30 protein-coding genes and 1 pseudogene are annotated in these 26,697 nt (G+C 67.3%); 22 read left to right on the top strand and 9 right to left on the bottom strand.

The features are described 5' to 3' along the window. Positions 1-203 (top strand): hypothetical protein (locus AB0D57_RS17615; RefSeq protein WP_362072824.1); only part of this gene is annotated, 203 nt, incomplete at its 5' end. Between the two features lie 408 nt (positions 204-611). Here AB0D57_RS17615 and AB0D57_RS17610 read toward each other — a convergent pair. Further along, positions 612-746: a hypothetical protein gene (locus tag AB0D57_RS17610; RefSeq protein WP_362072821.1), complete on the bottom strand. Its 135-nt coding sequence runs from the start codon at positions 744-746 to the stop codon at positions 612-614. Positions 747-1,455: 709 nt separating this feature from the next. On the opposite strand from AB0D57_RS17610, the gene AB0D57_RS17605 reads away from it, so the two are divergent. Next, a complete protein-coding gene (locus tag AB0D57_RS17605) occupies positions 1,456-2,385 on the top strand; it encodes a site-specific integrase (RefSeq protein WP_362072818.1) in 930 nt (309 codons plus the stop codon). A gap of 30 nt (positions 2,386-2,415) precedes the next feature. On the opposite strand, the gene AB0D57_RS17600 is transcribed toward AB0D57_RS17605, so the two are convergent. After that, complete coding sequence (locus tag AB0D57_RS17600; RefSeq protein WP_362072909.1) at positions 2,416-3,060, bottom strand: class I SAM-dependent methyltransferase; 645 nt, start codon at positions 3,058-3,060, stop codon at positions 2,416-2,418. 978 nt (positions 3,061-4,038) lie between these two features. On the opposite strand from AB0D57_RS17600, the gene AB0D57_RS17595 reads away from it, so the two are divergent. Next, positions 4,039-4,302, top strand: coding sequence for a hypothetical protein (locus AB0D57_RS17595; protein ID WP_362072815.1), 264 nt, complete (start codon positions 4,039-4,041; stop codon positions 4,300-4,302). A 10-nt stretch (positions 4,303-4,312) separates the two neighbouring features. Then, on the top strand, positions 4,313-5,218 hold the full coding sequence (locus AB0D57_RS17590) for a helix-turn-helix transcriptional regulator (RefSeq protein ID WP_362072812.1): 906 nt from the start codon (positions 4,313-4,315) through the stop codon (positions 5,216-5,218). 407 nt (positions 5,219-5,625) lie between these two features. On the opposite strand, the gene AB0D57_RS17585 is transcribed toward AB0D57_RS17590, so the two are convergent. Beyond that, positions 5,626-5,823 carry a hypothetical protein gene (locus AB0D57_RS17585; RefSeq protein WP_362072809.1) on the bottom strand — a complete coding sequence of 66 codons (198 nt, stop codon included), beginning with the start codon at positions 5,821-5,823 and terminating at the stop codon, positions 5,626-5,628. 360 nt (positions 5,824-6,183) lie between these two features. Between AB0D57_RS17585 and AB0D57_RS17580 the strand changes: the two genes are divergently transcribed. Further along, complete coding sequence (locus AB0D57_RS17580) at positions 6,184-6,342, top strand: hypothetical protein (RefSeq protein WP_362072806.1); 159 nt, start codon at positions 6,184-6,186, stop codon at positions 6,340-6,342. A 538-nt stretch (positions 6,343-6,880) separates the two neighbouring features. On the opposite strand, the gene AB0D57_RS17575 is transcribed toward AB0D57_RS17580, so the two are convergent. Continuing rightward, a complete protein-coding gene (locus tag AB0D57_RS17575; RefSeq protein ID WP_362072803.1) occupies positions 6,881-7,366 on the bottom strand; it encodes a hypothetical protein in 486 nt (161 codons plus the stop codon). Positions 7,367-7,540: 174 nt separating this feature from the next. On the opposite strand from AB0D57_RS17575, the gene AB0D57_RS17570 reads away from it, so the two are divergent. From AB0D57_RS17570 to AB0D57_RS17535, 8 genes are all read left to right on the top strand, one after another. Continuing rightward, the gene (locus AB0D57_RS17570) at positions 7,541-8,929 is read left to right on the top strand and encodes a hypothetical protein (protein WP_362072800.1); all 1,389 of its coding nucleotides are present in this window, start codon (positions 7,541-7,543) and stop codon (positions 8,927-8,929) included. Between the two features lie 661 nt (positions 8,930-9,590). Beyond that, positions 9,591-9,815: a hypothetical protein gene (locus AB0D57_RS17565; protein ID WP_362072797.1), complete on the top strand. Its 225-nt coding sequence runs from the start codon at positions 9,591-9,593 to the stop codon at positions 9,813-9,815. Next, complete coding sequence (locus AB0D57_RS17560; RefSeq protein WP_362072794.1) at positions 9,812-10,381, top strand: sigma-70 family RNA polymerase sigma factor; 570 nt, start codon at positions 9,812-9,814, stop codon at positions 10,379-10,381. The genes AB0D57_RS17565 and AB0D57_RS17560 overlap by 4 nt, the downstream gene beginning before the upstream one ends. Then, the gene (locus AB0D57_RS17555) at positions 10,381-11,094 is read left to right on the top strand and encodes a hypothetical protein (RefSeq protein ID WP_362072791.1); all 714 of its coding nucleotides are present in this window, start codon (positions 10,381-10,383) and stop codon (positions 11,092-11,094) included. Before AB0D57_RS17560 ends, AB0D57_RS17555 begins: the two co-directional genes overlap by 1 nt. A 457-nt stretch (positions 11,095-11,551) precedes the next feature. After that, a complete protein-coding gene (locus tag AB0D57_RS17550) occupies positions 11,552-12,037 on the top strand; it encodes a lamin tail domain-containing protein (RefSeq protein WP_362072788.1) in 486 nt (161 codons plus the stop codon). A 206-nt stretch (positions 12,038-12,243) separates the two neighbouring features. Further along, the gene (locus tag AB0D57_RS17545; RefSeq protein ID WP_362072785.1) at positions 12,244-12,777 is read left to right on the top strand and encodes a transposase family protein; all 534 of its coding nucleotides are present in this window, start codon (positions 12,244-12,246) and stop codon (positions 12,775-12,777) included. Beyond that, complete coding sequence (locus AB0D57_RS17540; protein ID WP_362072906.1) at positions 12,662-12,988, top strand: carbamoyltransferase C-terminal domain-containing protein; 327 nt, start codon at positions 12,662-12,664, stop codon at positions 12,986-12,988. Before AB0D57_RS17545 ends, AB0D57_RS17540 begins: the two co-directional genes overlap by 116 nt. Positions 12,989-13,019: 31 nt before the next feature. Next, positions 13,020-13,496, top strand: coding sequence for an NUDIX domain-containing protein (locus AB0D57_RS17535; protein ID WP_362072782.1), 477 nt, complete (start codon positions 13,020-13,022; stop codon positions 13,494-13,496). Between the two features lie 63 nt (positions 13,497-13,559). On the opposite strand, the gene AB0D57_RS17530 is transcribed toward AB0D57_RS17535, so the two are convergent. The 3 genes from AB0D57_RS17530 to AB0D57_RS17520 all read right to left on the bottom strand — a co-directional run bounded on the left by AB0D57_RS17530 (position 13,560) and on the right by AB0D57_RS17520 (position 15,439). Next, positions 13,560-13,697: a hypothetical protein gene (locus tag AB0D57_RS17530; RefSeq protein ID WP_362072779.1), complete on the bottom strand. Its 138-nt coding sequence runs from the start codon at positions 13,695-13,697 to the stop codon at positions 13,560-13,562. Positions 13,698-14,343: 646 nt separating this feature from the next. After that, complete coding sequence (locus AB0D57_RS17525) at positions 14,344-14,523, bottom strand: hypothetical protein (RefSeq protein ID WP_362072776.1); 180 nt, start codon at positions 14,521-14,523, stop codon at positions 14,344-14,346. A gap of 82 nt (positions 14,524-14,605) precedes the next feature. Then, positions 14,606-15,439 carry a hypothetical protein gene (locus AB0D57_RS17520; RefSeq protein ID WP_362072774.1) on the bottom strand — a complete coding sequence of 278 codons (834 nt, stop codon included), beginning with the start codon at positions 15,437-15,439 and terminating at the stop codon, positions 14,606-14,608. Between the two features lie 316 nt (positions 15,440-15,755). Here AB0D57_RS17520 and AB0D57_RS17515 point away from each other — a divergent pair. Together AB0D57_RS17515 and AB0D57_RS17510 are read left to right on the top strand one after the other, a co-directional pair. Further along, positions 15,756-16,299, top strand: a pseudogene (locus tag AB0D57_RS17515) (winged helix-turn-helix domain-containing protein). Continuing rightward, positions 16,296-16,823: a transposase gene (locus tag AB0D57_RS17510; protein ID WP_362072903.1), complete on the top strand. Its 528-nt coding sequence runs from the start codon at positions 16,296-16,298 to the stop codon at positions 16,821-16,823. The pseudogene AB0D57_RS17515 and the gene AB0D57_RS17510 overlap by 4 nt, the downstream one beginning before the upstream one ends. Positions 16,824-16,843: 20 nt before the next feature. Here the strand turns inward: AB0D57_RS17510 and AB0D57_RS17505 are convergent, their stop codons facing one another. After that, entirely contained in the window at positions 16,844-17,353 is a 510-nt protein-coding gene (locus AB0D57_RS17505) for an SUKH-4 family immunity protein (protein WP_362072771.1), read from the bottom strand. A gap of 156 nt (positions 17,354-17,509) precedes the next feature. Here AB0D57_RS17505 and AB0D57_RS17500 point away from each other — a divergent pair, with 156 nt between their 5' ends. From AB0D57_RS17500 to AB0D57_RS17470, 7 genes are all read left to right on the top strand, one after another. Continuing rightward, positions 17,510-17,896: a hypothetical protein gene (locus AB0D57_RS17500; protein WP_362072768.1), complete on the top strand. Its 387-nt coding sequence runs from the start codon at positions 17,510-17,512 to the stop codon at positions 17,894-17,896. Positions 17,897-17,922: 26 nt separating this feature from the next. Continuing rightward, positions 17,923-18,072, top strand: coding sequence for a hypothetical protein (locus AB0D57_RS17495; protein WP_362072765.1), 150 nt, complete (start codon positions 17,923-17,925; stop codon positions 18,070-18,072). A 527-nt stretch (positions 18,073-18,599) separates the two neighbouring features. Next, entirely contained in the window at positions 18,600-19,859 is a 1,260-nt protein-coding gene (locus AB0D57_RS17490) for an ABC-three component system protein (protein ID WP_362072762.1), read from the top strand. After that, a complete protein-coding gene (locus AB0D57_RS17485; protein ID WP_362072759.1) occupies positions 19,856-20,338 on the top strand; it encodes a three component ABC system middle component in 483 nt (160 codons plus the stop codon). The genes AB0D57_RS17490 and AB0D57_RS17485 overlap by 4 nt, the downstream gene beginning before the upstream one ends. A gap of 32 nt (positions 20,339-20,370) precedes the next feature. Continuing rightward, positions 20,371-22,320: a DUF3732 domain-containing protein gene (locus AB0D57_RS17480; protein WP_362072756.1), complete on the top strand. Its 1,950-nt coding sequence runs from the start codon at positions 20,371-20,373 to the stop codon at positions 22,318-22,320. Between the two features lie 550 nt (positions 22,321-22,870). After that, complete coding sequence (locus AB0D57_RS17475; protein WP_362072753.1) at positions 22,871-25,420, top strand: DnaB-like helicase C-terminal domain-containing protein; 2,550 nt, start codon at positions 22,871-22,873, stop codon at positions 25,418-25,420. Further along, on the top strand, positions 25,420-25,995 hold the full coding sequence (locus tag AB0D57_RS17470; protein WP_362072750.1) for a hypothetical protein: 576 nt from the start codon (positions 25,420-25,422) through the stop codon (positions 25,993-25,995). The genes AB0D57_RS17475 and AB0D57_RS17470 overlap by 1 nt, the downstream gene beginning before the upstream one ends. A 204-nt stretch (positions 25,996-26,199) precedes the next feature. Here AB0D57_RS17470 and AB0D57_RS17465 read toward each other — a convergent pair whose 3' ends face one another. Then, entirely contained in the window at positions 26,200-26,595 is a 396-nt protein-coding gene (locus AB0D57_RS17465; protein WP_362072747.1) for a hypothetical protein, read from the bottom strand. Positions 26,596-26,697 lie beyond the last annotated feature (102 nt).

The raw sequence follows: 26,697 nt of genomic DNA, 5'->3' as shown, positions 1-26,697 counted from the left end.
AGCGGCTGCGGGTGCACCTGAAGCAGGAGCCGGTGTACCCGAAGCGGCTGCGGGTGCACCTGAAGCAGGAGCCGGTGTACCCGAAGCGGCTGCGGGTGCACCTGAAGCAGGAGCCGGTGTACCCGAAGCGGCTGCGGCTGAACCCGAAGCAGGAGCCGTTGAACCCGAAGCAGGAGCCGTTGGCCGGGGCCGACTGCGGGTGAAGCACGGTCAACCCGGTGGCTGGACCGGGGTGAAGCACGGTCAACCCGGTCTGGGAAGGGCTGGAGGTCCTGGAGGCGTACGGCAGGAAGCCCGCGAACTCCAATAGAAGAGTGGGAAGTCCAGGCAGGAAGCGTCAGGAAGAATGCGAATTTTGATTGCGGTTATTTCAATTCGATTTTCAGCAGCTTTGATTTGCCGAACGGCCATTTGACACGCCTGAAAACACCTATTGGAGCTTTTCGTTTTGAGTGTCGCCGTGTATCCTGGCGTTGGTTCGTCAAACTTGCGGACCGATTAGGTCCAAAAATGAGTCGGGCCCCACGCCTCTGACTAGCCGAGATCGTGGGGCCCCCGGTTCCGGACCTGGATGGGCTCGACCGCGCGCACGGTCGGGCCCATCTGTGCTGCTAGAGCAGCTGCCAGAGCTTGTACACCCAGTACACGGCCTGGCTGGCTCGTGCGATCAGAGTGAGTGCCTGTACGGCTAACTGGCTCTTGGTCCGGACCGGCTTGGACTCCTCAGCGGGGACCTTGCCGGACACCGAATCACCTCCCTTCACCGGTAGACCAGCTGATATCCACCGGGAGTTGTAGGGGGGTGATGTTTTGACACTAGCAGAACTCTGCGCGCATAAAGGAGCGTTGCGGGTACGGCGACGATCACCACTCGCGTCGAGTTCGCTGTGGGTGGCATCGAGAGATAGGTGATGCGGATCCGCCATGCTTACGGAATTGTTCCCAAGCCCGGGTTCCGCTTCCGCTCCCTTTTCTCTTCCGGGGCCGCCGATACGAGTCCGGGGCCTATGTCGAGGACCCGTAGCGCCGCGTCCGCGTGACCTCCCCTGGCGATGCCGCCGTGGGCCTCTAACCGTTCAAGATCCTTGCCAAGGGCTCCAAGGTCATGCGCCGCTACCGCGAGGACGACGACGGGTTCCGCGAGAACGCGCTGCACGGCGTGCTGTAGCCCCCAACCCCCAACCCCTGTGATTCACAGGTGTCCTTGACCTGCGCGTCTCGGAAGGCCTTCCGGTCTGCGCAGGTCAAGGACTCCTTCAATCCGAAGGTCCGGACCCGCCTACCCGCCGACTGTTACCGCGTCGAGCGCGGCCTCGGCCCCGTCTGTGGGGCGCCTGAGCTCCGTAATCCTCCGTGGCCTGCAGTGTGCGCGTCCGCAGGTACTTCGGGCTGGAAAGACGGCCAGCGGCGGAGGGGGGTCGGTGGCCGACCAGTCGGGGACTGTACCGGTACGCCGTGGCCCGGACCGTACCCCCGCCGTCGCGGATGTACGCGCGTGAGGCGACCGCACCGCCGGCCGTGGCCGAGGGGGAGCTGCTGCTGCCGCGCGTCACGCGGGGGCAACGCGTTCTCCTCGTCAGCCCAGAACTGGCCGACGTCCTCAGCACGATCATCGCCCGCGTCCGTGACCCTCGAACAAGCGCGATCCCGATGCTGCCCAACTACGACGTCGCGGAGAAGATCTGGAACCCGCCGATGCCGCTGCTGTTCCAGTGGACATACGGAGGCCAGCGCACACCGGTGTCCCGCCAACTGATCCGCAACGGTCTCAACGAGGTCCTGGAACGAACCGGGCTCACCGACTCCGCGGGCCAGCCCCTCGACTTCGCCCCGCACGACTTCCGAAGGATCTTCATCACCGACGCGATCCGCAGCGGCCTGCCGCCCCACATTGCGCAGGTCCTCGCAGGTCACTCCGACATCAACACCACGATGGGCTACAACGCCATCTACCCGGCGGACGCCATCGAAGCCCACCGCGCGTTCATCGCCCGCCGTCGATCGCTTCGTCCCAGCGAGGAATACCGGACCCCGACGAACGAGGAGTGGGACGCCTTCCTCGCCCACTTCGAGAAGCGCAAGCTCTCTCTGGGAACCTGCGCTCGGGCCTTCGGAACGTCGTGCATCCACGAGCACGCTTGCGTCCGATGTTCGCTCCTCCGGCCCGAGCCGTCCCAGCGAGACCGTCTGACCGAGATCCGCGACAACCTGATCGACCGGATCACCGAAGCTCAGCGCGAAGGCTGGCTCGGAGAGGTCGAGGGCCTGGAGATCAGCCTGGCCGGCGCCGAGGACAAGTTGACCCAGCTCGATGCCGCTCTCAAGCCCTCAGTCATCCACCTGGGCCTGCCCACCTTCGGCGAGATCGCCGCCCGGACCACCTGATCGGCTCCGCCACGCGACTGGCGGAGCCGCTCAAGGTTGACGACGCGCGAGGATGATCCCTCCCAGCTTGCTCTCGGCAGAGGTGAGAGTCTTGTGCGTCTCGACGGCGAAGCCAGCTTCGTTAAGCCACGCAATCGTCTGGTCATGCTGCCGACGATGGACATAGACCTTCATCGGGTGCCCGCCATAGCCCTCAGTCTTCAACCGCGACTCATCGCCGACATGGAAGCTGAGCAGCAACGGCCCACCGGGCCGAAGCACTCGACGGAAATGCGCAAGAACCGAGCTGATCTCGTCGTCAGGAATGTGGATCAGTGAGTACCAGGCGACCAGGCCAGTCACGGAGGCGTCGGCCAAGGCGAGGTCCGTCATGGAACCGAGATCGAACCGCACACCGGGGTGTTCACGACGGGCCACATCGATCATTCCAGGTGACAGATCGATGCCGAACGCGTCCAGGCCAAGGTTCCGCAGGTGGCCTGTGATCCTGCCTGTCCCACACCCCACGTCCGCGACCAGCCCGCCGCCTTGGGCACGCACCAGGTCGGCAAACAGGGCCAAGACCGCGCGTTCTTCGGGTGTTTCGTCCAAGAGGTGACGTGTCAGCTCTGCGTAGCTTGCAGCGACCGTGTCATAAGACGTCCGCGTATCCGCCAACCAGTCATCTGCGTTCAGTCCCGTTTCCACCGACCGCAGGCTACACAAGTCATCAAGCTGCGTGACGGCTTAGTTCGGAGAAGGTTTGCTGTGCATCTCCTGCAACCGCCTGGAAGGCACGTGTAGGCGGAGTGCGCAGGTCGGGACGCACCCCGGGGACCCGTGTTTTCAGCCCTATTGGGAGGCACCGCCGGCCGGGCCGCTGCGCTGGCTGTACGGCAAGACGACTCTGGCCCACCTCGACCGAGGTGGACCAAGTGGCCATGTTCATGACGAGTCGTCGTGACGTCAGTTGTTCACGGGTTTGGGAGGCGTCCAGATCCACGGTCGGGTGATGTCCACGAGTTTCGACAGCGCTGGGCACTGCCAGGGGCCGCGGTCAATCCGCTGGTCGTAGTGCCATCATCGACGGGGCACCGACAAAACATGGGCTTGAGCGGTAGCAAGCTGAGGGTCCCGCCGTCAGCAAAAGAGCCGGCACCGCGGGGCGGTACCGGCTCTCGGTGGTCTCGAGCTGCAACACGAGGCCGGGGGGTCCCTGTTCGGCTTTGGGTTGGAGTCAGCAGCAATCAGGGCAGGGCCCGCCCCTCTCGGTGCAAGCCCAGTGCGCGGATAGTTGCAGCGAGACAGATATCAACGCAACCGCGATTGGCGCACGCTTGCATCAACTCGTTCACTACCACGGGTGACTGACACTTCTGGCGATCTGGATTAAGGCGACAGAACCGCAGGTCACCGTTACGTATGCGGCAAGGCGCTGACTCTGCGTCGCATTTTTCGGCTCATGGCAACTGTTGTTGCGTTAGGGCGCGGACGCATCAACTGCCGCCGAAAGACCCTCGGGAGGCTCTGACGGCCTCTTGCGGCTGCCACCATCTTGTCCACGCGCACCACGCCGAGGGCGGCTGCAACCGCCCGCATGGTTCGCGTAGTTGGAGTCAGCAGCTGGTGTCCGGCGGTTCATGGGTCGCCGGACCCGACAGTCAGGGAGGCCCCGTGCCGAAGTCCCAGTCCGTCTCCTGCGTGGAGAACGGATCCTCGTCCCGCCGACGTCTGAGCGGTGCCGAGGCCATCGTCATCATCGTGATCATCACTGTGGCGGCGGTCCTGGCCGCGGTCGCGGGCATGACCGTGCCGGTCGTGCTGCAGGTGCTTGTGGGCGCCGGGCTGACCGCCGTCCTGGTGGTCGGCCTAGTCACCGGAGCGCCGGTCCGAGGGCTGCGGGCCGCACTGCATGCCCTGCTGGCTCCGGCTGCGTGAGGTGACGGTCGTGTGCCGTCCCGAGAAGCCGATCACCACCAGCAACAACGCGCTGCGCGATCTCCAGGAGTGGCTGCGCGACCAACGGGACCGCACCGGGCAGGGCTACCGGGCACTGTCGGTGCGGGCCGGCTGCCACGCCACCACGCTGCAGCGGGCCGCTTCCAGCGAGAACGTGCCCAAGCTGCAGACGGTGCTCAACTACGCCCGGGCGTGCGATGCCTCGCCCGACGAAGCGCGGCGCCTGTGGAAGCGGGCCCGGTATGAAGAGAGCCGCCTGGCACGGGGCGGCCGCAGCCAGCCTGCCCCGCGTCCGGAGTTCATTCGCGACTTCGTCGACCTGGGTGCCGCCCTGGTCGACCTGTACGAGAAAGCCGGCTCCCCGGCGCTGCGCACCATGGAGCAACGAGCCGGCGGGTATGGCGCCTTGCCGCGCAGCACCGCGCACCGCATCGTGAACAAGCAGGCGATGCCGCACAACCTTCCGCAGTTCCAGGCGTACCTGCGGGCGTGTGAGGTGCCGGAGGCGGACTGGCCGCACTGGGAGACGGCCTGGACACGTGCATGGCGACACGAGAAGCAGGACGACTTCGCTTCCCTTGGCACCTTCGGCCTCGGGTCGTCGATGACCCAGGACCCGTGGTTCGATACGCCGGAAACGATCAGGCGGGAGACAGCGGAGATCCTGGCGATCACGAAGCAGTACGACCAGGACCTCGAAGAGGATGGGGAGCTCTACGTGAATCGGGCCAGCCTGCTGCGCCGGGTGGGCCAGGTGACGCAGCATCGTGATCCGGCCCGGCGCCTTCGGCAGCGGAAGGGGCGGGTGCAGCGGCACCCGTCCGAGCGGCCCGTTCAGGGACAGCTGACCTTCCCCGTCGGCGAGCCGGCGCCAAAGGCGGACGCCCTCTTCTAGGCGTTCGAAGCAGCGCCGAACGGCGTGGAGCCCCGGACCGTACCGGTCTTCGGGGCTCCCATCGTGCGCGCAATACTGGTGCCGAGAAGGTCGAGGATCCTTCCCGTTGAGGACTTCACCGAGCAGAAGAAGAACCTCACCACACCCCCCGCCGAGGGCTCGCCACGTCCTCCCGCCTGAAGGGCCACGACCAGATCGTCATCGCCAAACAGGGCGGCTGGGCCCCGCACTCCAAGGTGCTCGCCGGTTACCTCGAAGTCGTCGACCAGTGGGAGGACAACGCCCTGCTCGGCGTGCTGTAGGGAAGTGCCTGATCCGGCGGACGAGGAACGCTGGAACGAAAACCGGCGCCTGCGGGAGGAGACTCTCCCGCAGGCGCGGCACGACACAAAGGGGGCCTGTGAGCGCTATAGGTCCGACTCTGCGGGCGGGAGCTCGGTCTCGCTGCGGTTGTGCAGCCAGTTCAGCAGCCGGAAGCCGCGCTCGCTCTGCTCAGAGTTTCCCCACAGTGCGGCTGAGAACGCTGCGACGGTGAGCGCCACAATGGTGCTGAGCACGACCGTCTGCGGGCCGGTGAGTGGCTGGGGCTGGCTTGGGGTGTCCATCGGTGTCCGTCGGTGTCCTTCGTTGTCGAGTGGTCCAGGTCATCCAGCGTAGGAGCCGCTCGAGGCGGGCCGTGTAGATATCCGGTAGAACGCCCCTTGCTGGGTAGGGGCGTTGCGGATGTGCGACATCCCCACCCGCAGCCCGAACGTTCCGTCATGCCTGCCGTAGAAGAGGGCGTAGCGCTCTGGGCCCGGTGGGGGGTGGCGGCAGTGGGTCACAGGTCGGGCGGGGACGCCCCGGAGGGCCTGGCGGACGGCGAAGGAGCGCGAAGCGTACGCCAACGACCAGGACGACCCGCGTGCCCTGATCGCGGTGTCCGCGGCGAGCAACCGGTCCAAGTCCGACCAGGACCCGAGCGCATGGCTCCGTACGAGGGCTACCGCTGCCAGTACGTCACCGACTGGGTCGCGGACAAGACCCGCTACCAACTGGCCGTTGACCCGAGCGAGGAAGCCGCGCTCTCCGAGACGCTCAGCCGCTGCCCGAATGAGCCCGTCACGATCACGCTTGCCCGGTAGCCGCGCTCGCGCGGTGGCGGGGACGGGCCGCGGAGGGGCAACGCGAAGCCCCGGCTGGACGGGGGTGGCCAGCCGGGGCGGAAGGTGGTGACGTGCGGAGGGCGGTCGCCTCGCGGCGGAAGGCTCCATGGGGCTTCAGCCGGACGATCGTCCCCATGGGCTGTAGGTGAGGCCCGGGGACACTGTCCCCTCCGCAGCCACGTGTAGATGAACGGTCAACCGTCGTGGGTTGTTCCCTGCCTGTCCCGGCTGTCGCTGTGAGCTGCGGAACACCTCGTGTGGAAAGCCCAGTTGATGTGGCCGGCGATGAGGGCGGCGTTCCGGCAAGATCTACTACAGGATTCGGAAGCGTAAGCGGTGGCGAGAGTCCCTCGGTCTGCTCGAGTCCCTGCGCTCGCGCCCTGGGGGCCGACGTCGTCCAGCCACGGATGGCATGGGGTTCGGTAGGGGACCTGGAATGGGGCTGTGGTGGGACTGCGCGGCCCCGTCACTGGGGGCCCAGCTGCATTGCGCACGGGCCTCCGGCTGGTGCGCAAGGTCAGCGGCGCCAGCGACGGGGAAGGAACCGGCGCCAGTTCCACCGCCGCCGCGTCACAGCGTGGCGCGCAGGAGCCGAGGGCGCGGGCTTTGAAGCCGGCGGCACCGGGCTGTGGACTGCCTGGATTTCTGGGGTCGGCTTGGGTGTTGTGCAGCGTCGGCGGCCGCCAGTGTCGTGGCGGAACCGCGGCGTGAAGGGGGAGTCGGGGGTGGCCGGGGCTTCAAAGATCAGTGCTGCTCCGCAGGAGCAGCAGCGGTAGCGGCCGTCGGCCTTGCCGCGCGGCAGTCGGCTGACTACGTCGGGCTGGTGGCGCAGGTCGATGACGCCGCCGTCGACGGTGTCGACCGCGAGTTGGCCCGGGCTCGGCAGTTTGCGGGCCCGGCTGCCGGCTCGTGTGTGGCCGGTCGGGTGAGCCAGTTGGAGGTGGGGCGGCTGGCCGGTGGCGGGACGGTGAGACGGAGCAGGCGAGGCGGGGGTGGACGGCATGAGGGGGCAGCTCCAGGGGTTCGCGTTCGGGTGGCTGTGAGGACCGAATGCTTCTGGTCAGGAGGTTTGCGCCCTGGTGTGTGTCCGGCGCCTTGTCCGTAGCCTTCGACGAGGTGAACTCCGGACAAGGGGCCCTTTGTCCGGGACACGGCCGGACAATTCCGGGGGGACGCGATGGCGGGCCGGAACAGGCGTGGGCGGGCGTGGGGGGAGCTGCAGGCTCAGACGCAGCAGGCCAGGGAGCTGGCCGAGTTCCTCAGAAGGCTGGTGGACCAGCACGGGTTCACGGTGCGGCGACTGCAGGAAGTCATGTCGTACGGGAAATCAACGATCAGCAGCAACCTCAACGGGAAGGTGCCGCAGGAGCAGTTCGTGCTGGACCTGGTCGAGGCCGTGGTCTACGAACCCCGCATGAAGCAGCACGTTCTCGCCGAAGCCCGCCGATTATGGAAGGCCGCCGACAAACCTCCAGCGCCGACGGGCGTGGCCGCCAGCCCGACGTCGGCGCTGGCGCTGGCGCACAAGGCCAACGAGCAGCTGGTCACGGTCTACGAGCGCAACCGGGAGCTGGAGCGTGAGCGCACCGGCTCCCACCAGCTGGTGCTGGTCCTGGTGCGCCTGGTGGGCCATCTGCAGGATCAGGTCGACGAGCTCGGCCACCGCCCGGACGCGGCCGTGGAACTGGATGCCGTCCACGAGCAGTTGCGCGTCGCTAAGCAGGAACTGGAGCGCGCCCGCCGGGCCCGCGAAGAAGCCGAGCTGCTGGCCGACCGCGCCCAGCAGCGGGCCACCGCCCTCGAGGAGGAACTCGCCCGGGCTCGCCAGGTGATGCCGCAGAACGACGTGTCCGTCGCGGTGGACTTTGCCGCCGCGCAGCTGCCGGCGGAGCTGCAGGAGGAGTCCGTCCTCGCCGACGTCGACCGGGCACTGCGCACCGCCGAAGGCTTCCTGCAGGAAGGCGCCGAGCGCCGAGCGCAGATCGCCGACGGCATCGGCCGGCCTCGCCCGGGCAGCGGCACGGTGGGGGAAGGCTGGCAGGTCGTGGCGCTGTTGGTCGGCCGCACCCTGGGCGTGGTGCTGATGATGGTCGGCGCCGCGATCCACTACGGGCTGAGCACCTGGGTCACCAAGAGGGACGTCGTGCTCGGCTTCCCCGACCTGTTGGTGCTCTTCGGCATTGCCCTGCTGGTCGACCCATGGGACATCGTCTGGAACACCCTGCGGCCGTTGTTCCTGCGCCTCACGACCGACAGCGAGGAACCGGTGGTGTGGGACCTGACCATCCCCGACGTCCTCACCCGCGCGCTGCGGGTGCCGTGGGGCGCGGCCGCCGCCGCGGCGACCGCCCTGAGCCTGGCCACCATCTACTGGTGGCCGATGTGGGTCCTCATCGCCACCATCCCGGCCGCCCTCGCCACCATGGCCTACGCCATCGCCGGACGGAACCGGCACATCGTCCAGCTGGTGGCGCCGGTGTTCACCGGCATCGCTCAACTGCTGCCCAAGCCCCTGCCTGCTTCCACCACCGCGACCGCCGACAGCAGCCCGCCCGGTACCCGCTGACCGCCGGGATGCACGATCAGGGCCACCACGCCCGGTCAGGGTGCTGGCCGGGCATGGTGGGGGTTACCTACCGGGCGCGTGGGGAGGGCCGTGGTGGGGCCAGGATGCGGTGCCTTGGAGCGGTCATTCGCGAATCGCGGGCACCCGAAGCGGCTGGCGATCGCGTCGACCTCTTCTTATCCGATGCGGCAAACCGGGATATGACGCCGTGTCGGTCCGCTGGCTTCGGTGGGGAGGGGGAGTGCCGCGTGTGTGGTGCGAAGCAGTAGAAGTCCGTGCCGGTCGCGATGACGTTGCCGCCGAAGGGGGCCGGCCCATGACGGGCAGCAGGAGCGGGTTGGGTAGTGCGCGGGCGCACGGCTCTTGGTGGAGTTCGCGGTTGTGGCGGGGTTGTTGCTGGTCTGGGCAGTGGTGCGCGGGGTGGCTTGGGGTGGCGAACTGTGGCGAACAAATGAACGGCAAACGTGATGTCGATCACAGCACGTAGCGTGTGTGCAGGTCACACCGTCGGTCACATTCAGACCGTTGCGTTCCGTCGAAAACTTGTGTCGCTGAGTTAACGCCTGGGGGCTGCACAGCGGTGAAGGGGTGAGGGCCGCGAGTCCTCCCCCCGCTCAGCAACGGTGCGGTGCGGGGGCCGAGTTGAGCAGAAGGAGGGTCCGTGGGGCTTCACTGGGCCTGGCATGCGCTGGCTGTGGCCGGCGCATGCCGGATGACCGCAGTTGCCTTCGACGCCGCCGTACGGCGCGTCGTCCGCATCGCCTCGCTGGCTCGCGACGAGCACCGCTCCCGCGTACGCGTTTTCGCACCACCCCCCGCCCTGCCCGCCGGACTGCACCCCCATGCGGGGACCGCCGTTCCGCCGCCCACCGTGGAGGAGCAGTGACCAGTCCTGACGAGCAGGACTTCGGCGTGATCGAGCCCGCCGATCTCCCAACCGACTTCGAGGCGTTTTTCAGCCGCTACAAGAGCGAGTTCCTCCGGGTCGCCGGCGCCCGCACACGCAATCCGCACGATGCAGATGAAGTGCTCATGGATGCCGCGGTCGTGATGTACCGCAAGTGGCCGCGGATCCTGGCACATCCCAACCCGATCGCACTCGCCCACCGCATACTCGAAAGCGCCATCATCGACTTCTACCGGCGCCGCGCCCGCACCGCCGACCGGGAGGTCAGCTACGGCGAACTCACCTACGCCGACGTGCCCACCGCCGACGACCTGCTCCTGCTCCGCGGCCACGACCGCCTGGACCGCGCACTGGCCGAACTCGAACAGCGCGCACCCCTCCAGGCGAACTGCGTACGCCTCCGCTACCTCGCCGAACTCGACTTCACCGACATCGGCGCCCGCCTGGACATCACACCCAATGCCGCCCGGGCCAACGTCCACCTGGGCCTGAAGAACCTCCACCGCCTCATCGGTCTCCCGGATCCGGGGAAAGGGAAGTCCTGATGCTGGAAGATCTCCTGCGCACCGAAGCGCAGGCCCTGCACCACCAGTACGACGGCCACGACACCGACGACTTCATGCGACGCCTTGCCGTCCGCATCGCCCAGGAAGCCGCACGACCACCCCGCGTCACCCGCGCCGTCCTCGCCCCCGCGCCGCGGGCCCCCCAGCTGCCACCGCCCGCAGCCGCCCCCGCACCCACCCGTCCGGCCCAAACGAGGCCCCGCACCCGCCGCGGCCTGCGCCGCCGCCCCACCCCGATCCTCACCCAGGACCCGGCCACCACCCCCACCGCCGTCGTCGACCACGTACGCCGGCTGTGCGAGATGGTGCTGCGCTCCAACGACATCGACTCCCTCGCCGACTTCGCCGCCCACTACGACCCCAGAGGCGCCCGCACCTTCGCCTGCCTCCTCTACACCCTCGACCGACGCGAAAGTGCCCTGTACTGGTGGCGGTTCGCCGCCGGCGGGGAAGACCCGCTCGCAGCCCACCTGCTCGCCGCGCACCATGCCGCCGTCGGAGTAAGTCCCGACGCCCGGCTGTGGCGGACACAGGCCCGCATGCTGGGCTTCACCCGCGACCGCCACTTTCCCCAGCCTGTACGCCCCAGTACTCATCTCGCCGAAGGGTTCGCCCGCACCGTGCCCTGGGGCACCGCACTGAGCACCTTCATCAAGACAGCCCACCTGCCCAGGGAGCTCGCTGCCCACTGAACCAGGAGGTACCTGCCAGGAAGCGAGACCGGGTTGGTCATCCAGACGCACGGGACACGGCGGGGGAGTGGGATGAGGAACTGGGAGAGGGCGCTGTCGGTGCTGGAGGCGCTGTGCGAGCGCGGGCAGGCGGACGGGCACAGCTGGACGCTGGACTGAGGCCTCCGCCCGGTCAACCAGCGCGTGCCTCGTAGCTCGGCCCGGCCGGCGACACCACCACAGTCGGCGCCGCCGATGCGTGATGTTGCCGAGCGGCTCATTGCGGCGGGCCGGTGGCAGCCCGGATACCCGGGCATCGTCATCGTGAGCAAAAAGCGGCGCTGGACGGCCCGTCGACCGCTCCCACCCCACCCCTCTTCGCGATACAGACACATCAAGCACCCGCATTGATCGCATTCGGTATGCTCCAGGCGCTCCAATCGCACCATTGAGGGGGGAATTTCTCATGCCTACGCCTATGCGTCACGTTCTGACCGCGGCCGCTGCAGCGGGCGCGCTCGCCGTGTTGGCTGCCGGTCCGGCCCAGGCCACCGAGTACTCGTCCGCGCTGAAGGTCAAGGGCGTCCAGTACGACGCCCCGGGCTCGGACTCCAACCGGTGTTCCGGTGGCAATACCAAGGACGAGTACCTGACGATCAAGAACTACTCGCGCACCGCGACGGTGAACCTCAAGGGCTACGTCGTCAAGGACGCTGCGGGCAACAAGTTCACGTTCACCGCCCACAAGCTCGAGCCCGGCGACTACGTGAAGCTGCGCGGTGGCCGCGGCACCGACTCCGACGTCGGCAACGTCGTCTACCGCCAGAACTGCAACTTCATCTGGAACAACGACAAGGACACCATCTACCTGATCAAGCCCAACGGTTCACGGGCCGACGCGCACTCCTACACCAAGCGCGCCAACGACACGGACAGCAACGGCTACATCAACTACCACGGCTGACCGCCGGGCAGGCCGGGCCGCCCCGGAGCAGGGACGGCCCGGAGCAGGGACGGCCCGGAAGCCGTACGGGCCCCACCGCCTCCGGCAGGCGGTGGGGCCCGTCTCGTGTCCCGCCGACAGCGCAGCCACGCCCCTCGCCACCGATGTCGTCCCAGCTCCGCCCGTGATGACGCTCTTTGGAAACGGTTCTGTCAGCGATCTCGTGAATGCCAAGGTCAAGCGGGTTCTCTGACGGGAATGCCCTGGTCATGGGGGATGTCTGCTTATCGGCCGAGGGCGTGTTCTTTCCTGGGACTACTGGTGTACGGGTGGAGTCTGTGGAGGCGCTCGTGGACGGGACACTGGTCCAGCTGTCCAGCACACGCTCGTCGAGAGCGTGTCCGGAGTGCGGTGTCGCATCCCGCCGGGTCCACAGTCGTTATGGTCGGCAACTGGACGACTGTCCCGTCGCCGGCAGGCCGGTGCTGGTTCGGCTGACCGTTCGCCGGTTCTTCTGCGATACCCCAACCTGCCAACGACGGACATTCGTTGAGCAGGTCGACGGTGTGAGCGAGCCCTACCAGCGGGCCAGCTCCGGCCTGCGTTTCGTGCTTCGTTCCGTGGCAGCCGAACTGGGCGGACGGCCTGGAGCACGGCTGTGCCGGAAACTCTCGGTTCCAGCGGGCCGGATGCGGCTCCTCGGACATCTGCAGGCTCCTGCCGCTCGGGCCCGACCGAGCTCGTCCCGTCGCTGGGCGTAGCGGGCCTGTCGGCGGCCGACCGGCCACCGCCCCCGCGTATGGGGCCCTGATCGAGCACTTCCATCAGCTCACCGGAGTGCCCGTCGTCCTGAACACGTCCTTCAACGACCGCGAACCCATCGTCGAAACCCTAGCCCACGCCCTCGCCACCCTCCAGGCCTGTGACCTGGACGCGGCGTGCATCGGCCCATACCTGGTCGAACGGTCCTGACCCCCCTCTGGGGGCTGCCACACTGGAAGGCATGACGACCTCCACGCCGCCACTGAGGGAAGCCGCCCGCGCCATCGTCATGGACGCAGACGACCGCGTCCTGCTGCTGCGCTACGACGAGAACGGCGGCTTCTGGGCGACGCCCGGCGGCTCCCTGGAGCAGGGGGAGGACCACGCCACGGCAACCCTCCGTGAGCTGGGCGAAGAGCTCGGCGTCGACGAGAAGGCAGTCGAGCTCGGGCCCCAGCTCGCGGAACGCAGCAAGGACCACCTAGTCGGCGGGCACGAAGTCCGGCAAGTCGAGCGGTACTTCCTCGCCCGCGTCTCCGCTACCGACATCGACCCAGCCGGTGCGACGCAGCCCGACAACATCCGCGAGCACCGCTGGTGGACCCTGACTGGACTGCGCACCACTCAGGACACGGTCTACCCCGTAGGTCTCGCCGACCTGGTCGCGGCCGTCGCCGCAGGGCGCGCGCCGCAGCAGCCCGTCGTCCTGACCGGCTGACAACACAACCGCCGGCCGCACCGGGTACTTGCTGCCTGGGGTCGCCGCGACGGGCCGGGGCGGCTACATGCCGAAGTGACTCTCGGCTCGCATGGGGAGATCCGAGGCCAGTTCGTCGACGTCGATGTCCTCGACTCCTTCGAGGCATTCGGTGAGTTCGCCGCGAAGGGCAGTCGCCAGCGAGAAATCATCGTTGTCCACGGCGGGAAGCATTCCAGATACGGCCCCCGCGACCGGCACATTCCTGGAACGTGACCGGCGGGCTACGGCAGGCCGAAGTCCCGCTTCGGGCGTGGCGGCGGGCCGGTGGCGATCTCGGCTGGAGACCACCCGACTGAGGGAGATCACCGATGTACTCGCCTCCCCCTGACCCGGACATCGAACAGCGCATGCGTGCTCATCACGCGCGCCGCGGTCCGATCAGCAGGTGCTCGGCGAGGTCGGTTTCGTCGTCGTCGGCGAGAGCGGATCGGTGAAGGCGAGGACGAAGGCGTGCTGAGCCCCCCGTGGGCCCGTTTACCCGCGACGCCGTGCTGATCGGCGTCGTCGCGGGCCGGTTCGTATGCGGCGGCCGCGCGGTCCATGTCGCCCTGGACCCACCACATGTCGCCGAGGGAGCGGTGGTGGCGGCTTTCCCAGTCGAGGGTGCGGGCCGCCCGGAGGCGGTGGGGATGTCGCCAGCGAGGAAGAGTCCCGCTGAGACGAGGGCCGACAGCATCTTTTGTCGGCCCTCCGGCCGGTGCCCCTGTTTACTCAGCAGCCTGCGAAGGCTTGGGCGGTTGTCCCCATCTGTGTGCTGTTGGTCGGTGGGGAGCGCTGAGTTGTCTGCTCCGATGACGGGCTTGTCTCAGGACTGAGTGCGGGTCAGGAGCCGAGCCATGGCCTCCCGCAGCGTGCAGAACAGGCGGCCGCCGAGCGTGCGGTGAGCAGCTGCCTTGCGGGCATGGGCGAAGTAGTCAGCACTGCTCACGTCGCCGTTCGCCCAGCTCTTGCCGGATTCGACGAGCGTGCTCCTGGTCCGGTTCATTGCTGCCCCCGAGATCAGTTGGGAAATGTGCGTGCAGTTCTACACACCATAGGTGTGTCCCTGCGGGTATATCGGCAAACTCTCACAATGCCGTGCCATCGGGTTTAGACTGTCGAGGCTGGACGACAGGTGCTCCGGGCTGGGCGGGCACGCCCCCGGCATGTGGAATATCAGGTTTTTCGAGCTGCCTCAGGAAACCGATCAGATTAATGATGGTGTTGATGCGCTCATCGTCTTTGATTTCCCTGGGGATGTGGCCTGGCTTCTGGGCCTGCAGGACAAGGAGGCCGCGTGATGATTCCCCGGACCGGACCGGCTTGAAGAGGGCAGACTTGCAGTCATCCGCCATGTAGATCCGCTGCCGGTCGGGGTCTTTCCGGAAATCCTGGACATGACGTCCTCCCGATGACTCGTCGGTGGACTGCGCGATGGAGATCAGAAACCTCCCCTTGTCTGTCTCGCGTGAGAATTTTTCCTGCATTCCCGCTTCCTTCGCCTTATTATTGAAGGCGGAGATGTTGATGTCCGCGGCATCTTCAGAGAGCCAGTACAACGCGCTCAAGGCTCGCGGATGTACAAGCTCACCTGTGGTTTCTACAAGGCGTTGGATGATCCGGTCTCTCTCCTGATCGAACTCTTGCGGGCTTTCGAGTAGCTTTCCGATTCGCTTGGAGAGTGGCTCAATCGCGGCCTCAAAAACCGCAGATCGCTCAATCTCCGATTTGGATTTGCTCGTATGCAGGGTGAAATAGGAGGCTGCACCCGCACACAGTGCGCACGTGAAAATGTAAGCGGAGCCGATACTATTCGCGGCAAATGCCGGAATTGTTGGTACGCCGACGGCTACGGCGCTCAGGAGGGACACGCCCCATGGTTTTACTTTTTTGTTCTTGAACGGATTCTTATTGCCCAGCATGGATTCCTCCCTGAGGCTGCGAGGATGTAGTGACAGGGGAGACGGAGCCGCTCACCTTGCAGTTCCCTTCCTTGAGCGGCGCCCCCCTAATGAGTGACGGGAGGGTGTAGGGGCTTAGGGGCGTGCGCGTCCCGAAATGCGCGCCCCTGCATGTTTGTTCGAAAATGAGGCCAGAGAGATTACTGTCAACTCAAGACGTGGATTGCGGTAACCGAGGGAGCGTCATATCCGAAGGCGCTCTGGCTACTGAACTTGATTGAGTGATGTCGGGCTGTTCTCCTGACGGCTGATCGTGTGCGCCGGTAGCTCTGTGTATGTGAGGTATGCGCAGGGTGGCGGGCTGACCGATGCTGAAAGGGCCGCGCGGGAGCGGTTACGGATGCAGGCCATGGACCGCTTCGAGGCGAGGCAGAGGAACGGGGAGATCGCCACAGAACTGCGGGTGAGCGAGCGGTCCGTGGAACGGTGGCGCCGGGCCTGGCGGGAGCGAGGCGAGGCGGGACTGCTGTCGAGGGGGTCTCCGGGCAGATCCCGGCTCAGCGCGGCTCAGATCGCCAGGCTGGAGCGCGAGTTGGAGCGCGGCCCGCTCGTTCACGGATGGGCGGACCAACGGTGGACCCTGACGCGCATCAAGACGCTGATCGGCAGACTGTTCCACGTCACGTACACGGTCGAGGGCACCTGGCGGCTGTTGAAGCGGCACGGCTGGTCGTGGCAGCAGCCCGCCCGCCCGGCGGGCGATCGAGCGTGACGACGACGCGGTCGAGGTGTGGAGGAAGGAGACCTGGCCGCGGGTAAGAGCACGGCGGCGGAGCGCGGGGCCTGGATCGTCTTCGAGGACGAGGCCGGGCAGTCGATGACTCCGCCGCGTGCCAGGACCTGGGGTCGGATCGGCCAGACCCCGGTCGTGCGGGTGCGAGGCCGGGGCTCTGGGCGGGTGTCGATGGCGGGGATGACCTGCTACAAGCCAGGCGCGCGATCCAGGCTGATCTACGCGATTCGCGAATATCGGGGCCGCACGGGTGAGCCGAAGGGCTTTGGCTGGCGGGACTTCCGCGACTTGATCGTTCGTGCCCGAATCCAGTTGGGCGGCCCGATCGTGCTGGTCTGGGACAACGTCCGCCTTCACCTGACGGCGGGGATGCGGGCGTTCATCGACGCGAACGCCGAGTGGCTCACCGTGTTCCAGTTGCCGGCCTACGCGCCCGATCTCAACCCGCAGGAGGGCATCTGGTCGCTGGTCAAGCGCGATGTCGGCAACCTCGCCGCTGCCGATCTCGGTCAGATCACCCGAGCCGTGAAGCATCGCCTCAAGAAGATCCAGTACCGCCCCGAACTGGTCGATGGCTGCCTCGCCACCACCGGCCTGCTCCTGGACAGTTGACTGCCAAGGGCGAACCAGACTCACACATCCCCATCCGCGTAGTCACCCATCGCCACGTCGTCGCAGAACGTCTCCCAGAACCCGTCATGCAGGAACGCGGACTCGTCGAGAACGGAGATAAGCTCGCGAATCTCGTCCGCCGTTTTCTGCCACCTCTCCTCTTCGTCCTCCCCGTAGAACGGGAAACGCACGATCACCGCCGCGACACATCGGTGGAAAGAGGCCAGGTCTCTGTTGACGTGGCCGGCCGTCGCAGACTCGATGGTGGGGATGTGCACCACGTGGCGGGTAGCCACGTCGATGCCGATTCGCCCGAATAGGCCACTCGCTCCGAAGGCGACCACCCCACCCTCACCGATCCCACCCAGGAAGGCCACCTCACTCAGCGGCCAGTACTCGTAGCCAATCATCCCCGCTGGGACACCGATCTCCTGAAGATCTGCGGCGATCTGATCGGGCACCGCAGACGAAGAGCCCATATGGATCACGGTGTACTCAGGCTCGCGCAACTGCGGCAGGGGCTGGCTCACGGGAAGATCCTCCACCCCCACCCACTGTTCGACAACCCAGGGTGGTGGCCTTGGAAACCATGGCCGATGACCGTCGGACAGAGCCCCGACATCACTCAATCAAGTTCAGTATCCCGGGAGCCCGGTCCCTGTGGGAGGACCAGGACGCGTCACGTCGTGGCCAGCTCCGGCACGCGCCGCTGTGAACAGCACCTGCGGATCGTCCTCGGGCTGCTGCGCCTCCTCCGCCTGGCGCTGCCCGCGGCCGTACAGCATCCGCAGCGACCCGGGCTCGTCACTGCCGGCGGGCGCCGCCTGACCCAGCAGACCGGCCAGGTGCGCCCGGTCGTCGTCCTGGGGGCCAGCTGCCCGGCTCTGCTGCTGACTGAGCTGGAGGTAGCCGGGAGGGTCTCCGGGGCCATGCCGGTGTGCTGGCAGTACGCGGCGATCAGCATGGCCACGCAGTCCATCGTGTCCGCCGCGTCCGTGGCCCGGTACAGCGTCATCCGCTTCCAGTCGCGCGCTGCGCCGCCGAGCACGCGGCCACGACGTCGCGGTGGATGATCTTGTCGGTCGCCAGGAGGGACCTGGTGGTGAGGGCGCCCGCGCTGCCGGTAGAGGCCCGTCGGCGGTGGCGACCAGTGGTCGAGACCTGGCTGGCCGCATTCGGCCCCGCCCCAGAGGCGCTTGAGAAGCTCATCCTGGGCATCGCTCCGCAGCGGATCGAGACCGCCGACTGAACAGCTCCCGAGACCACTGTCAGGCGTCCGAACCGGGCCTCAGTCCAACGATCCCTCCCCGCGAGCCACACGATTGCTAAAGATCAGCCGATCAGCCCGCTGCTAACGCAACATGGAATCCGGAGTTCCAGCAGGACTCACTGCTAACGGAGCGGCTCAACCTACAGCCCGCGCGGCCGAGGAAGTCGGGGATGAGTCGCGGTAGCGATAGGGGACCGACGGCGAGGACGTCGTCGTGCTCGCTGAACACTCTTCGGTCACCCGGCCGACAAGGGAAGAAGTGCCGACCGATGTGGTCGACGGCTGCATGGGATAGGCCGTACGAAGAGCACCGCTTGGCTGCGTGGAGGTGCCAGTTGCCAGTGCCTGGTTCCCGGGAGAGGCCTGTGCGATGGGTGCTATTTTGTCCGCCAGAGGGCGGCGGCGATGCGAGTCCCGGGGAGGCCCGACGGCTTTCCAGAGGCCGTATCCACCCGGTTGACCGGTTGTGGCGAGGACTTGCGTTGTTCAGGCAGGCATGATCAGTAGTGGGGAACGTGGCGCAAGCGGGGTCGCATTCAGCAGCAGGGCAGATGACCGGGTACCTCTACCAGTGCGAACTGGCTCTGCTGGAGCTGGCACGGCGCATTTGGCTGGATGCCACCGCGGAAATCCGCATGGAGCTCCTCGACGACATTGAGTTCCTGGACCCGAACGACCACACACCGCTGGAGCTCCTGCAGTCCAAGCACCGGGAGGCAGCTGGCCCGCTAAGCGAGACTGGCAAAGACTTCTGGCGCTCTCTCGCCTCGTGGATCGACGCTCTGAAGGACCTATCTGTGTTCTCGGGCGTGACGATGCCCCTGCTGCGCCTGGTGTCGACCCAGATCGCTCCAGAGAACAGCTTTCTGCACCACCTGCGCCCCGGAACCGGAAGGAAGGTGAGCGAGGCGCTGGCACGGATGGAGGAGATCGCGCAGGACAAGGACGGTCCCGACGGCACCGCGAAGGACCGCGCCCTGTTCATGAAGCTGACCGCTGCTCAACGCCACCAACTCGTCAGCGCGATCACCGTCGATGACGGTGCCCCCGTGATGTCAGACCTCGACTCTAGTCTCGCCAAAGAACTGGGCATCACGCCAAGCGACCATGCTCAGGACGCCCTCGCCGAGATCAAGGGGTGGTGGTACGGAATGGCCGTCAGGCTGCTGGAACGCAGGAACCCGGAACGCATGCTGGCCTCCGTCAAGGCCGAACAGCTCATGTGCCGTCGCGACGAGGTGATCGGCCGGTACGCGGGGAAGGGGCTCAAGGCCACGCAGACCCTGCGCAACCTCAGCCAGGCGGAGATCGCCGGGTACGCGGACCGTCTGGTCGTGACCCAGATGCGCTGGATCGGGCTACCCGACGACGAAGTCGCCATGCACCTGCGTGACTACCACTACGCCCGGGCCCAACGCTCCGAGTGGCTGCGGACCTTCAAGGTCACCACGGAGAGACTCGAGGAGTACGAAGGCGAACTCCACTACGAGTGGGAGGCTGCCTTCCGCCGCGGTACCCGCCGCATCCGTGACGGCATGAGCGAAGAAGACCGCCAGAGCGCCGGCCAGGACATCCTGGACGCCACCATGGACAGAGTCGCGGATACGCCGCTCAGCCCAGGTAGCGTCACCCCGCCGTGGATCGGAAAAGGAACCGTTCACGACCTGTCTGACCAGGCCGATACCGCGGAAGCGGACCGGGCTCTTGGCTGGCACCCCGACTACAGCCGACTCTGCAAGGGCCGCAACGAAACGCAGGAACAGTGACGACGGACTCCCACCGCAACGTGTCCGAGGCGCAGGCGCTGTTCAACCCGGCATTCGGCGCCTACATCCTGGCCAGTGGCATCAGCGCTGCCGTGAAGAAGGCGGGGCAGCCCCTTCCTTGGCCCAGCACCTTCCTGATCCTGCCCCTGGTGCTGCCCGAGGACACCCGCAGCTCCCTGCCCACCAAGTCCACGGTCACCCTCACGGCCTGGGCGCACGACCACCCCCGCCTGCGGGCTGCCTTCGCCGAACGGGCCGCCGTTCTGACCGACTACACACGCGCCAGCCTGCGCACCGCCATGCGCCACCGCGCCGTAGACGTCACCGCCTCCGGGCTGGTGTGCCCCCGCAACCCCAAGCCGGCCTCCGCAGCCGGTGAAGAAGTCGCCGACTGCGCCCGGGCTGCGGCACTCGTCGGCCGCTGGCTTGCGGTGACCGACCCCACCCAGGCCTTCACCGCCCTCGGCGTCCGGCCCTGACCCGCCCCCGTCCAAGGAGTCCCAGAACCGCCATGCAATTGCTCGCCCTGGCCCTCTACCACCGAGACGGCAGGACACCCCCCAGGGTCCTGCGGTTCCGGCCCGGGGCGCTGAACATCCTCACTGGAGAGTCGGAGACCGGTAAGTCCGAGGTCCTCACCATCGTCGACTACTGCCTCGGTCGTAGGGCGCCCAACCTGCCCGACGACCTGATCGACCGGACCGTCGGCTGGTACGCCCTTCTGGTCGTCTTTGCCGACGGCTCCCGCATGGTCCTGGCCCGGCCCCGCCCGACGGGCGCCTCTACCCTGCACGCCTTCACCCGCACCGGTGACGGCAGCCTGGACATCCCCCAGGCTCACGAACTCGTCCACAACTCCAACGTTGCGGCCCTGCGCAGCGAACTCAGTGCCCGCCTCGGGATCGAGGACTTCCACTTCGAGCCCCCCACCGGGGCGGCACGCAACCCCTTCGACGTCTCCATTGCCCAGGCGGCCCTGCTCTGCTTCCAGAACCAGAACGAGATCGCCGACCAGACAGCGCTCTTCCACCGCCAGACCGAGTCCGGCATGGCCCAGACCCTCAAGGACACCCTGCCGTACTTCCTTGGCGCCGCCGGCCCCGAACAGGCCCTGCGTCGCCGCCGCCTCGGCGAAGCGCAGCGCGCCCAGCGTGCCGCCCAGCGAAAACTCGACGACGCCCTGCGACACCAGCAGGTCATGGACGCCAACGGCATCGCCCTGGTCCGCCTGGCGGAGACCGAAGGCCTCCTCGCCGACGTTCCCGCCGCCCCCGATCCCACCCAGGTCCTCGACCTCCTCCACCAGGCGCTGGTCACCGAACCGCAAACTGCGACACCGCTGGACCTGCGCGGCCAGCGGCAGGAACTCAACGACGAACGCCGCACCCTGCGTGAACAACTGCAGCAATATGACGATGCCCTGGCCGCAGTCGACCGCTGGAAGCAGCAGGGCCTGGCCTTCACCGGCGAACTCCACCTCCAGCTCGACCGCCTCAAGACCCTCGATCTCCTGGGCCCCGAACGCCGGCACGATACGGACGTCTGCCCCCTGTGCACCCAGCCCCTGGAGCACGCGGACCCCTCCGCACAAGACATCTCCGAGCTGACCGTCCGCCTCGCCCGCGAACTCGCCCAGGCCCAGACACTCCAGCCTGTCCGTGATGAGCACCGCCGCGCGCTCCAGGACGAACGCGATCGCGTGACCGAACGACTCAGGCTCAACGGTGCCCAGATCAGAGAACTGCTGGCGAACGACGAACGCCTGCGAAATCTGCAGGAGCAGAACCTGCGAGTTGCGCACATCCAGGGCCGGATCGCCGAAGCACTCACCCGTACCGGAACCGACAGCGACCTCTCCCGACTGAACAACGAACTCGCCTTGGCCCAGGAACACGTCGCAAACCTCGAAGAACTCGTCGCCGAGGACGACGTCACCGCTGAGACCGAACGCAGCCTCGCCGACATTGCCGTCGGCATGACCGCCTGGGCGAAGCGACTCAAACTCGGGGGAGCGGCAGAAGCCACCGAAGCAGGGATCAGTCTCAAACTGCTCAACGTCGTCCTACGACGGCCCGCGGGACGACTGCCCCTCACCCGGATCGGCAGTGCCAAGAACCACATCGGCTACCACCTCGTCGCCCACCTCGCCCTCCACACCTACCTGCGGCGCAACAACCGGCCGGTCCCCGGCTTCCTCATGCTCGACCAGCCCACCCAAGCGTTCTTCCCGGAGAAGCCCCGCGACGCCTCGACCATCCAAGACGCCGACTGGGCCACCGTCACCGCCTACTTCCAACTCCTCAACGACGTGGTCCGGCTCAACAATGGAGCCCTGCAGATCATCGTCTGCGACCACGCCAACCTGGCAGAAGGCTGGTTCCAGGACGCCATGATCGAAAACTGGCGCCCCGACAGCGACGGCAAACGCCACGCCCTCATCCCGCCGGACTGGCTCGACTAACAAATGCGGCTGGCCCTACCGCACCTGGACATGCCGTGCCCGGCCTATCCGGCACGGCGGTGGACCGCCAGTCAAGACCAGCCCCCATGACAGCTGCTGCACGCTCGGCGCTGTCTGACCACATACATGACCAGACGTGGCCTGCTTCATCAGCTCTGCCACCTTCAGCCTCCTGGCCTCTTCAGAGGCCAGAAGGCTGAACCGAAAACAGGCGCCCACCAGTTTCCGTCAGAGCTGCCTGACAGCGAACCCCGAGGTCAGTGACCGCATCCGCGCCAAGTACGGGACCAGCGCCATCAGCCCGCCTTCCTCCGCGTCTCCTGCCCCCGGATCCCGCTGCGAACCCGAGCCCGGCTCTGCGGGATCAAGGTCGGCATCGTGCAAGATCCTTTGCGGAGCTGTGCTTCCCTGTGGCTCCACCGCAGCACCCAAGACCTGAACGGCTTCCGGAGCAGGCTTTAGTTATTAACTTGGGTATCGAAAATGGGCAGTTAGAAGAATCTAGGTAGCGGGTTACCACTATGATGATGGTGGACCTGGAGGTCAGAGGATGAGTCAGTCGCCGCGAAGCGGGCGCGCCGCGGCCGTCAAGAACGTGACCGAGGCCCGCGAGGAGCTGCACGCGTTGGTGAAACTGGCCGAGGGCGCGGACGCCCGGCCGACACTGATCGACAATCGCGGCGTGCGTGCTCTGTTGGCTCCGCTGGATCGGTTCCCTGCCGCCCGGCGCCCAGACAGTAACGGGCTCCCCACGCATTCCTTGGGTTCGGCACAGAAGGAACTCGGCGATCTCATCGCGCTGGCCGCACAGGGACAGCCGCAGATCTTGAAGCGGTACGCGACCCCCGTCGCGGTCCTGCTGCCCGTCGACGGCCCGATCGGCAGCATTCCATCCGACACGGCCGCGCACCACGCGGCAACCGCAGGAGGTGCGGTGACCAGCCAACCCACTCCAAGCCGTGAACGTGGACGCAGGCTTGCCACACTCGGCGATGCCCTCGGCGACGTCCTCACCTCCGGAGCAGCCCCGGGCCTCTCGTTCGGGCTGACGAGCCTGGATGAGGCCACCGGCGGTCTGCACCCCGGCCGCCTGGTCCTCGTTGCGGCCCCCCCTCAGGTGGGCGGCAGCCTGATCGGTCTCGCAGCGGCCCGGCACACCGCACTCGTTCACAACGGCCGCGTCCTGTACGCGGCATCGGGCCCCAACCGCGCCGACATCACCCGCCGCATCATCGCCGCGGAAGCCGGCGGAAACTACGCACGTCTGAAGTCCGGGACCCTCACCCCGCACGAGCAGGAGGTCTTCGAGCAGCTCCGGCACGCGCCGCTGCTCATCGATGACGGCAGCGACCTGACCGCGGAGGCCATCGCCGAGACCGCACCGCTCTACGACGATCTGACGCTCGTCGTCGTGGACCGCCTACAGCGGGCCCACAACCCGCGCCTGCCGCTGTCCGGAGAGCACCTGCCAGCCGCCAGCCAGGTCCTGCGGGAGCTGGCCCGCACCCAGCACGTGCCCGTCCTCGTGGTCCTGGACACCGACGACCCGGCCGTCGTGAACCTGCTGGACGCGGACGTCATCCTCACCGTCACCGCGCTCCCGGACGCCCCGGAGACGACCGTGAAGGTCGCCGAACGGGATCTGGGCATCATCGGCAGCGCCCGCCTGCGCCCCGACCTCGCGCACGCCCGATTCCTCGACGCCGGTACTGCCCCCGTCGGCGGGACGAGCGCAGAGGCACCCGCACAGAGCGCGGGCAGTGCGGTGGAGCAGGAATTGGGGGAGTTGGCCGAAGCCGCGCTTCCCTACACGTCTGGCGCCCAGCAGGGGCTGCCCGCCTCCCTCACCCATGTACTGGCGGCACTGCGCACCGCACTGGCCAACGACGACCACGAGGCCCTGGCGGAGCTCAGGCCGTCACTGACCCAGGCCGTCACATCGGTCCCGCAACTGCCCGACACCGCCGAGGGCCGTCGCCTCACCACCGCGCTGCGCGCCTACAGCACCACCGCAGCCGCCAGCAGCACCGAGCAGCTTCCCGCGCGGGGCGAGCAGCAGCAGACGCCGACCGCACGCCAGGAGGCCACCGCTGCTGTCCAGCCCACCGCGGACACCGCGCAGGCCCCGGAAGACGGGGACGAGGGTGACGCGTGGGTGAAGCCGGGGGAGGAAGAGGAACCGCCCCACGCAGTCTTCCCCGCACTTAAGATCCTCAAGGACGGAACGGAGCGGTCGACATTCCACCCCATCCTGGTGATCAGGAAGGAGGACCGGGGCGGAGAACCGTGGACGATCTTCCGCGAGGTCATGGACGGCGAACCCCGCTGGGTCCATCCGGGCATCACGACCGAGAAGACAAAGGCGGGCAAGCGCGACCGGCTCATCGTGCCCGAGCAGTTCGGTACCGGCCAGCTGTGCACCATCGACCGCAACGGCTCCTACCCCTCTGCCTGCTCCGCGGTGCCGCTTGCCCCGAACAAGCTCCTGCACACCGGCCCCATGGACGAGGTCGGCAAGGACCGCGCCGGGGCGTTCCTCATCACCGTCCCCGCCTGGAACCACCCGAACATGCCGCACCCGCTGGGACGCCTCGCCGAACGGACTGATGACCAGGACCGCGTCTGGGTGACCACACCCCACGTGCGCCAGCTTCAGAAACTCATCAAGGACGGCCACATCACCGGGCCGCTCGTCGTCCACGACTCCTGGACCGGCAAGGCCAACGAGAGTCTCTTCAAGCCCTTCTACCTCAAGGCCCGCGAAGCCCGCGCCGAGCTCGTCCAGACCGGAGGCGAGCCCTACACCGAGTACAAACGCCGCCTGTCCATCGCGCTGCGCCTGCTGTGGCCCAAGGGCGAGAAGGTCAACTCACCCTTCTGGCGGCCGGACTGGCGCATGGCCATGGTCGCCGAGGCCTCCGTGCGGCACTGGAGCGTCGCCTGGCGCGCCGTCCAAGCCGGCCACACGCTCGTCGCCCTGCGCAACGTCGACGAAGCCGTGTTCTGGACCCCCGACGGCACGGCCCCCGACACCTACAAGGTCGGGACCGGATTCGGCGAGGTCAAAGTCAAGACCGGCTCCGCTGACGGTGAGAACTGATGGCCACGGGAGACACCCTCGGCGCAGCCCTCAACCAGCTGCTCCGCGACCTGGGCACCCAGCCCCTGCGACGCCTGTCCACCTACCACGCCAAGCACTGGCACGCCCAGCTGAGCCAGCTCACCCACACCCAGCGCGGCTACGAGGCCCTCGAACGCGCAGGGCTGAGTGTCCGTCCCGAGACCCTGATCAAGTGGCTGTCCGATCCGGAGTACAACGTCCGGCGCAGCTATCGCAAGGTCATCCACGCCGCGTACGAGAGCGTCGCGGTCGTGCCCGCCGGCCCCATCCCCGAAGCTTTCAAGAACGGCCAGTTCGAGATCCGGGGCCGTGTCAGGACCGGCGACGACGATCGTGACCGCGGTGTTCTCAGCGAGAGCGGGAGGGTTTCCGCGCCGCTGCGGATCGACGGGCGCAGCGGTAACTGGGTTGAGATCGAACGCAAATGGGCTGAAGGCGAACTCACCGACGATGCGTTCGAGGACGACTTCGTCGAGTACGTGATTATCGAGGACATCGGTGAGGGGACCGACGGTTGGGAGTTCCCGGGGTCCTCCTACACCGTCACCATCTGACCGCCGCTGAGCGGCGAAGGCCCGCATCGCCGACCGCCCCGTCCGTCAGGCTCACGCGGCGGCCGCCGCGCCGCAGACACCGTCAACCGCACCTAGCCGGGCCAGGCGGCCTGAGCAAGTGGTCGGCAGCGTGGGGGAGGAGCAGGTGCAACGAGTGTTGGAGGCGGCAGAGCGGATCTTCGTCTCCCTGACCGGCTGCACCGGCTACGACCGCGACCTGCCGGTGGCGGTCAGCGCGGAGTGGATCAGTGCGCGCGCGTAGTTCTCGACTGGCATGTTCGCGGCTGCGGCGTTCGCTTTGAGGGCCTGGTACCCGGCCTCTTCCAGGGGAACGCGCACACTGCGTAGGGGGGCGATGCCGAGCGACTGGGGATGGTAAGGCTGGCCCAGGTGTTCGGTCAGGAGCGCGGCTAGGAGTTCGGGGACGGGAGGGCGGGGTTTTTCGCCATGGCGTATCCACCGCCCGACGCGGGATCGGTCGACGGCGACGCTGCGGTGTCCTTCTTGTTCGGCGCGGGCGTTGATGCGGCGGGCGGTTTCGCTATTGGTCCATCTGGCCGTGGCAAGGGCGAGCGCGAGCGAGTAGTTCGGTGTGTTCATGGCATGCCGCCTGGACGGACGTTGGCGGTGAGTAGCGGCTTGCGGTGTTGCCTGCCCACCACCACGCAGAACCTGGCCTGGTCCTCCGAGAACAAGCTGGAC

The organism is Streptomyces sp. NPDC048275 (assembly GCF_040652275.1).
In the GTDB taxonomy this organism is placed as follows: Bacteria; Actinomycetota; Actinomycetes; order Streptomycetales; family Streptomycetaceae; genus Streptomyces.
The sequence above is the reverse complement of the archived record's forward strand: the minus strand, read 5'-3'. Positions and strand labels throughout refer to the sequence as shown.

Coding starts and splice junctions, on each gene's coding strand:
- AB0D57_RS17585 (WP_362072809.1), bottom strand. CDS start 5,823: ATGGACACCCCAAGCCAGCCCCAGCCACTCACCGGCCCGCAGACGGTC.
- AB0D57_RS17580 (WP_362072806.1), top strand. CDS start 6,184: ATGGCTCCGTACGAGGGCTACCGCTGCCAGTACGTCACCGACTGGGTC.
- AB0D57_RS17575 (WP_362072803.1), bottom strand. CDS start 7,366: ATGCCGTCCACCCCCGCCTCGCCTGCTCCGTCTCACCGTCCCGCCACC.
- AB0D57_RS17570 (WP_362072800.1), top strand. CDS start 7,541: ATGGCGGGCCGGAACAGGCGTGGGCGGGCGTGGGGGGAGCTGCAGGCT.
- AB0D57_RS17555 (WP_362072791.1), top strand. CDS start 10,381: ATGCTGGAAGATCTCCTGCGCACCGAAGCGCAGGCCCTGCACCACCAG.
- AB0D57_RS17550 (WP_362072788.1), top strand. CDS start 11,552: ATGCGTCACGTTCTGACCGCGGCCGCTGCAGCGGGCGCGCTCGCCGTG.
- AB0D57_RS17545 (WP_362072785.1), top strand. CDS start 12,244: ATGCCAAGGTCAAGCGGGTTCTCTGACGGGAATGCCCTGGTCATGGGG.
- AB0D57_RS17535 (WP_362072782.1), top strand. CDS start 13,020: ATGACGACCTCCACGCCGCCACTGAGGGAAGCCGCCCGCGCCATCGTC.
- AB0D57_RS17525 (WP_362072776.1), bottom strand. CDS start 14,523: ATGAACCGGACCAGGAGCACGCTCGTCGAATCCGGCAAGAGCTGGGCG.
- AB0D57_RS17520 (WP_362072774.1), bottom strand. CDS start 15,439: ATGCTGGGCAATAAGAATCCGTTCAAGAACAAAAAAGTAAAACCATGG.
- AB0D57_RS17510 (WP_362072903.1), top strand. CDS start 16,296: ATGACTCCGCCGCGTGCCAGGACCTGGGGTCGGATCGGCCAGACCCCG.
- AB0D57_RS17480 (WP_362072756.1), top strand. CDS start 20,371: ATGCAATTGCTCGCCCTGGCCCTCTACCACCGAGACGGCAGGACACCC.
- AB0D57_RS17475 (WP_362072753.1), top strand. CDS start 22,871: ATGAGTCAGTCGCCGCGAAGCGGGCGCGCCGCGGCCGTCAAGAACGTG.
- AB0D57_RS17470 (WP_362072750.1), top strand. CDS start 25,420: ATGGCCACGGGAGACACCCTCGGCGCAGCCCTCAACCAGCTGCTCCGC.
- AB0D57_RS17465 (WP_362072747.1), bottom strand. CDS start 26,595: ATGAACACACCGAACTACTCGCTCGCGCTCGCCCTTGCCACGGCCAGA.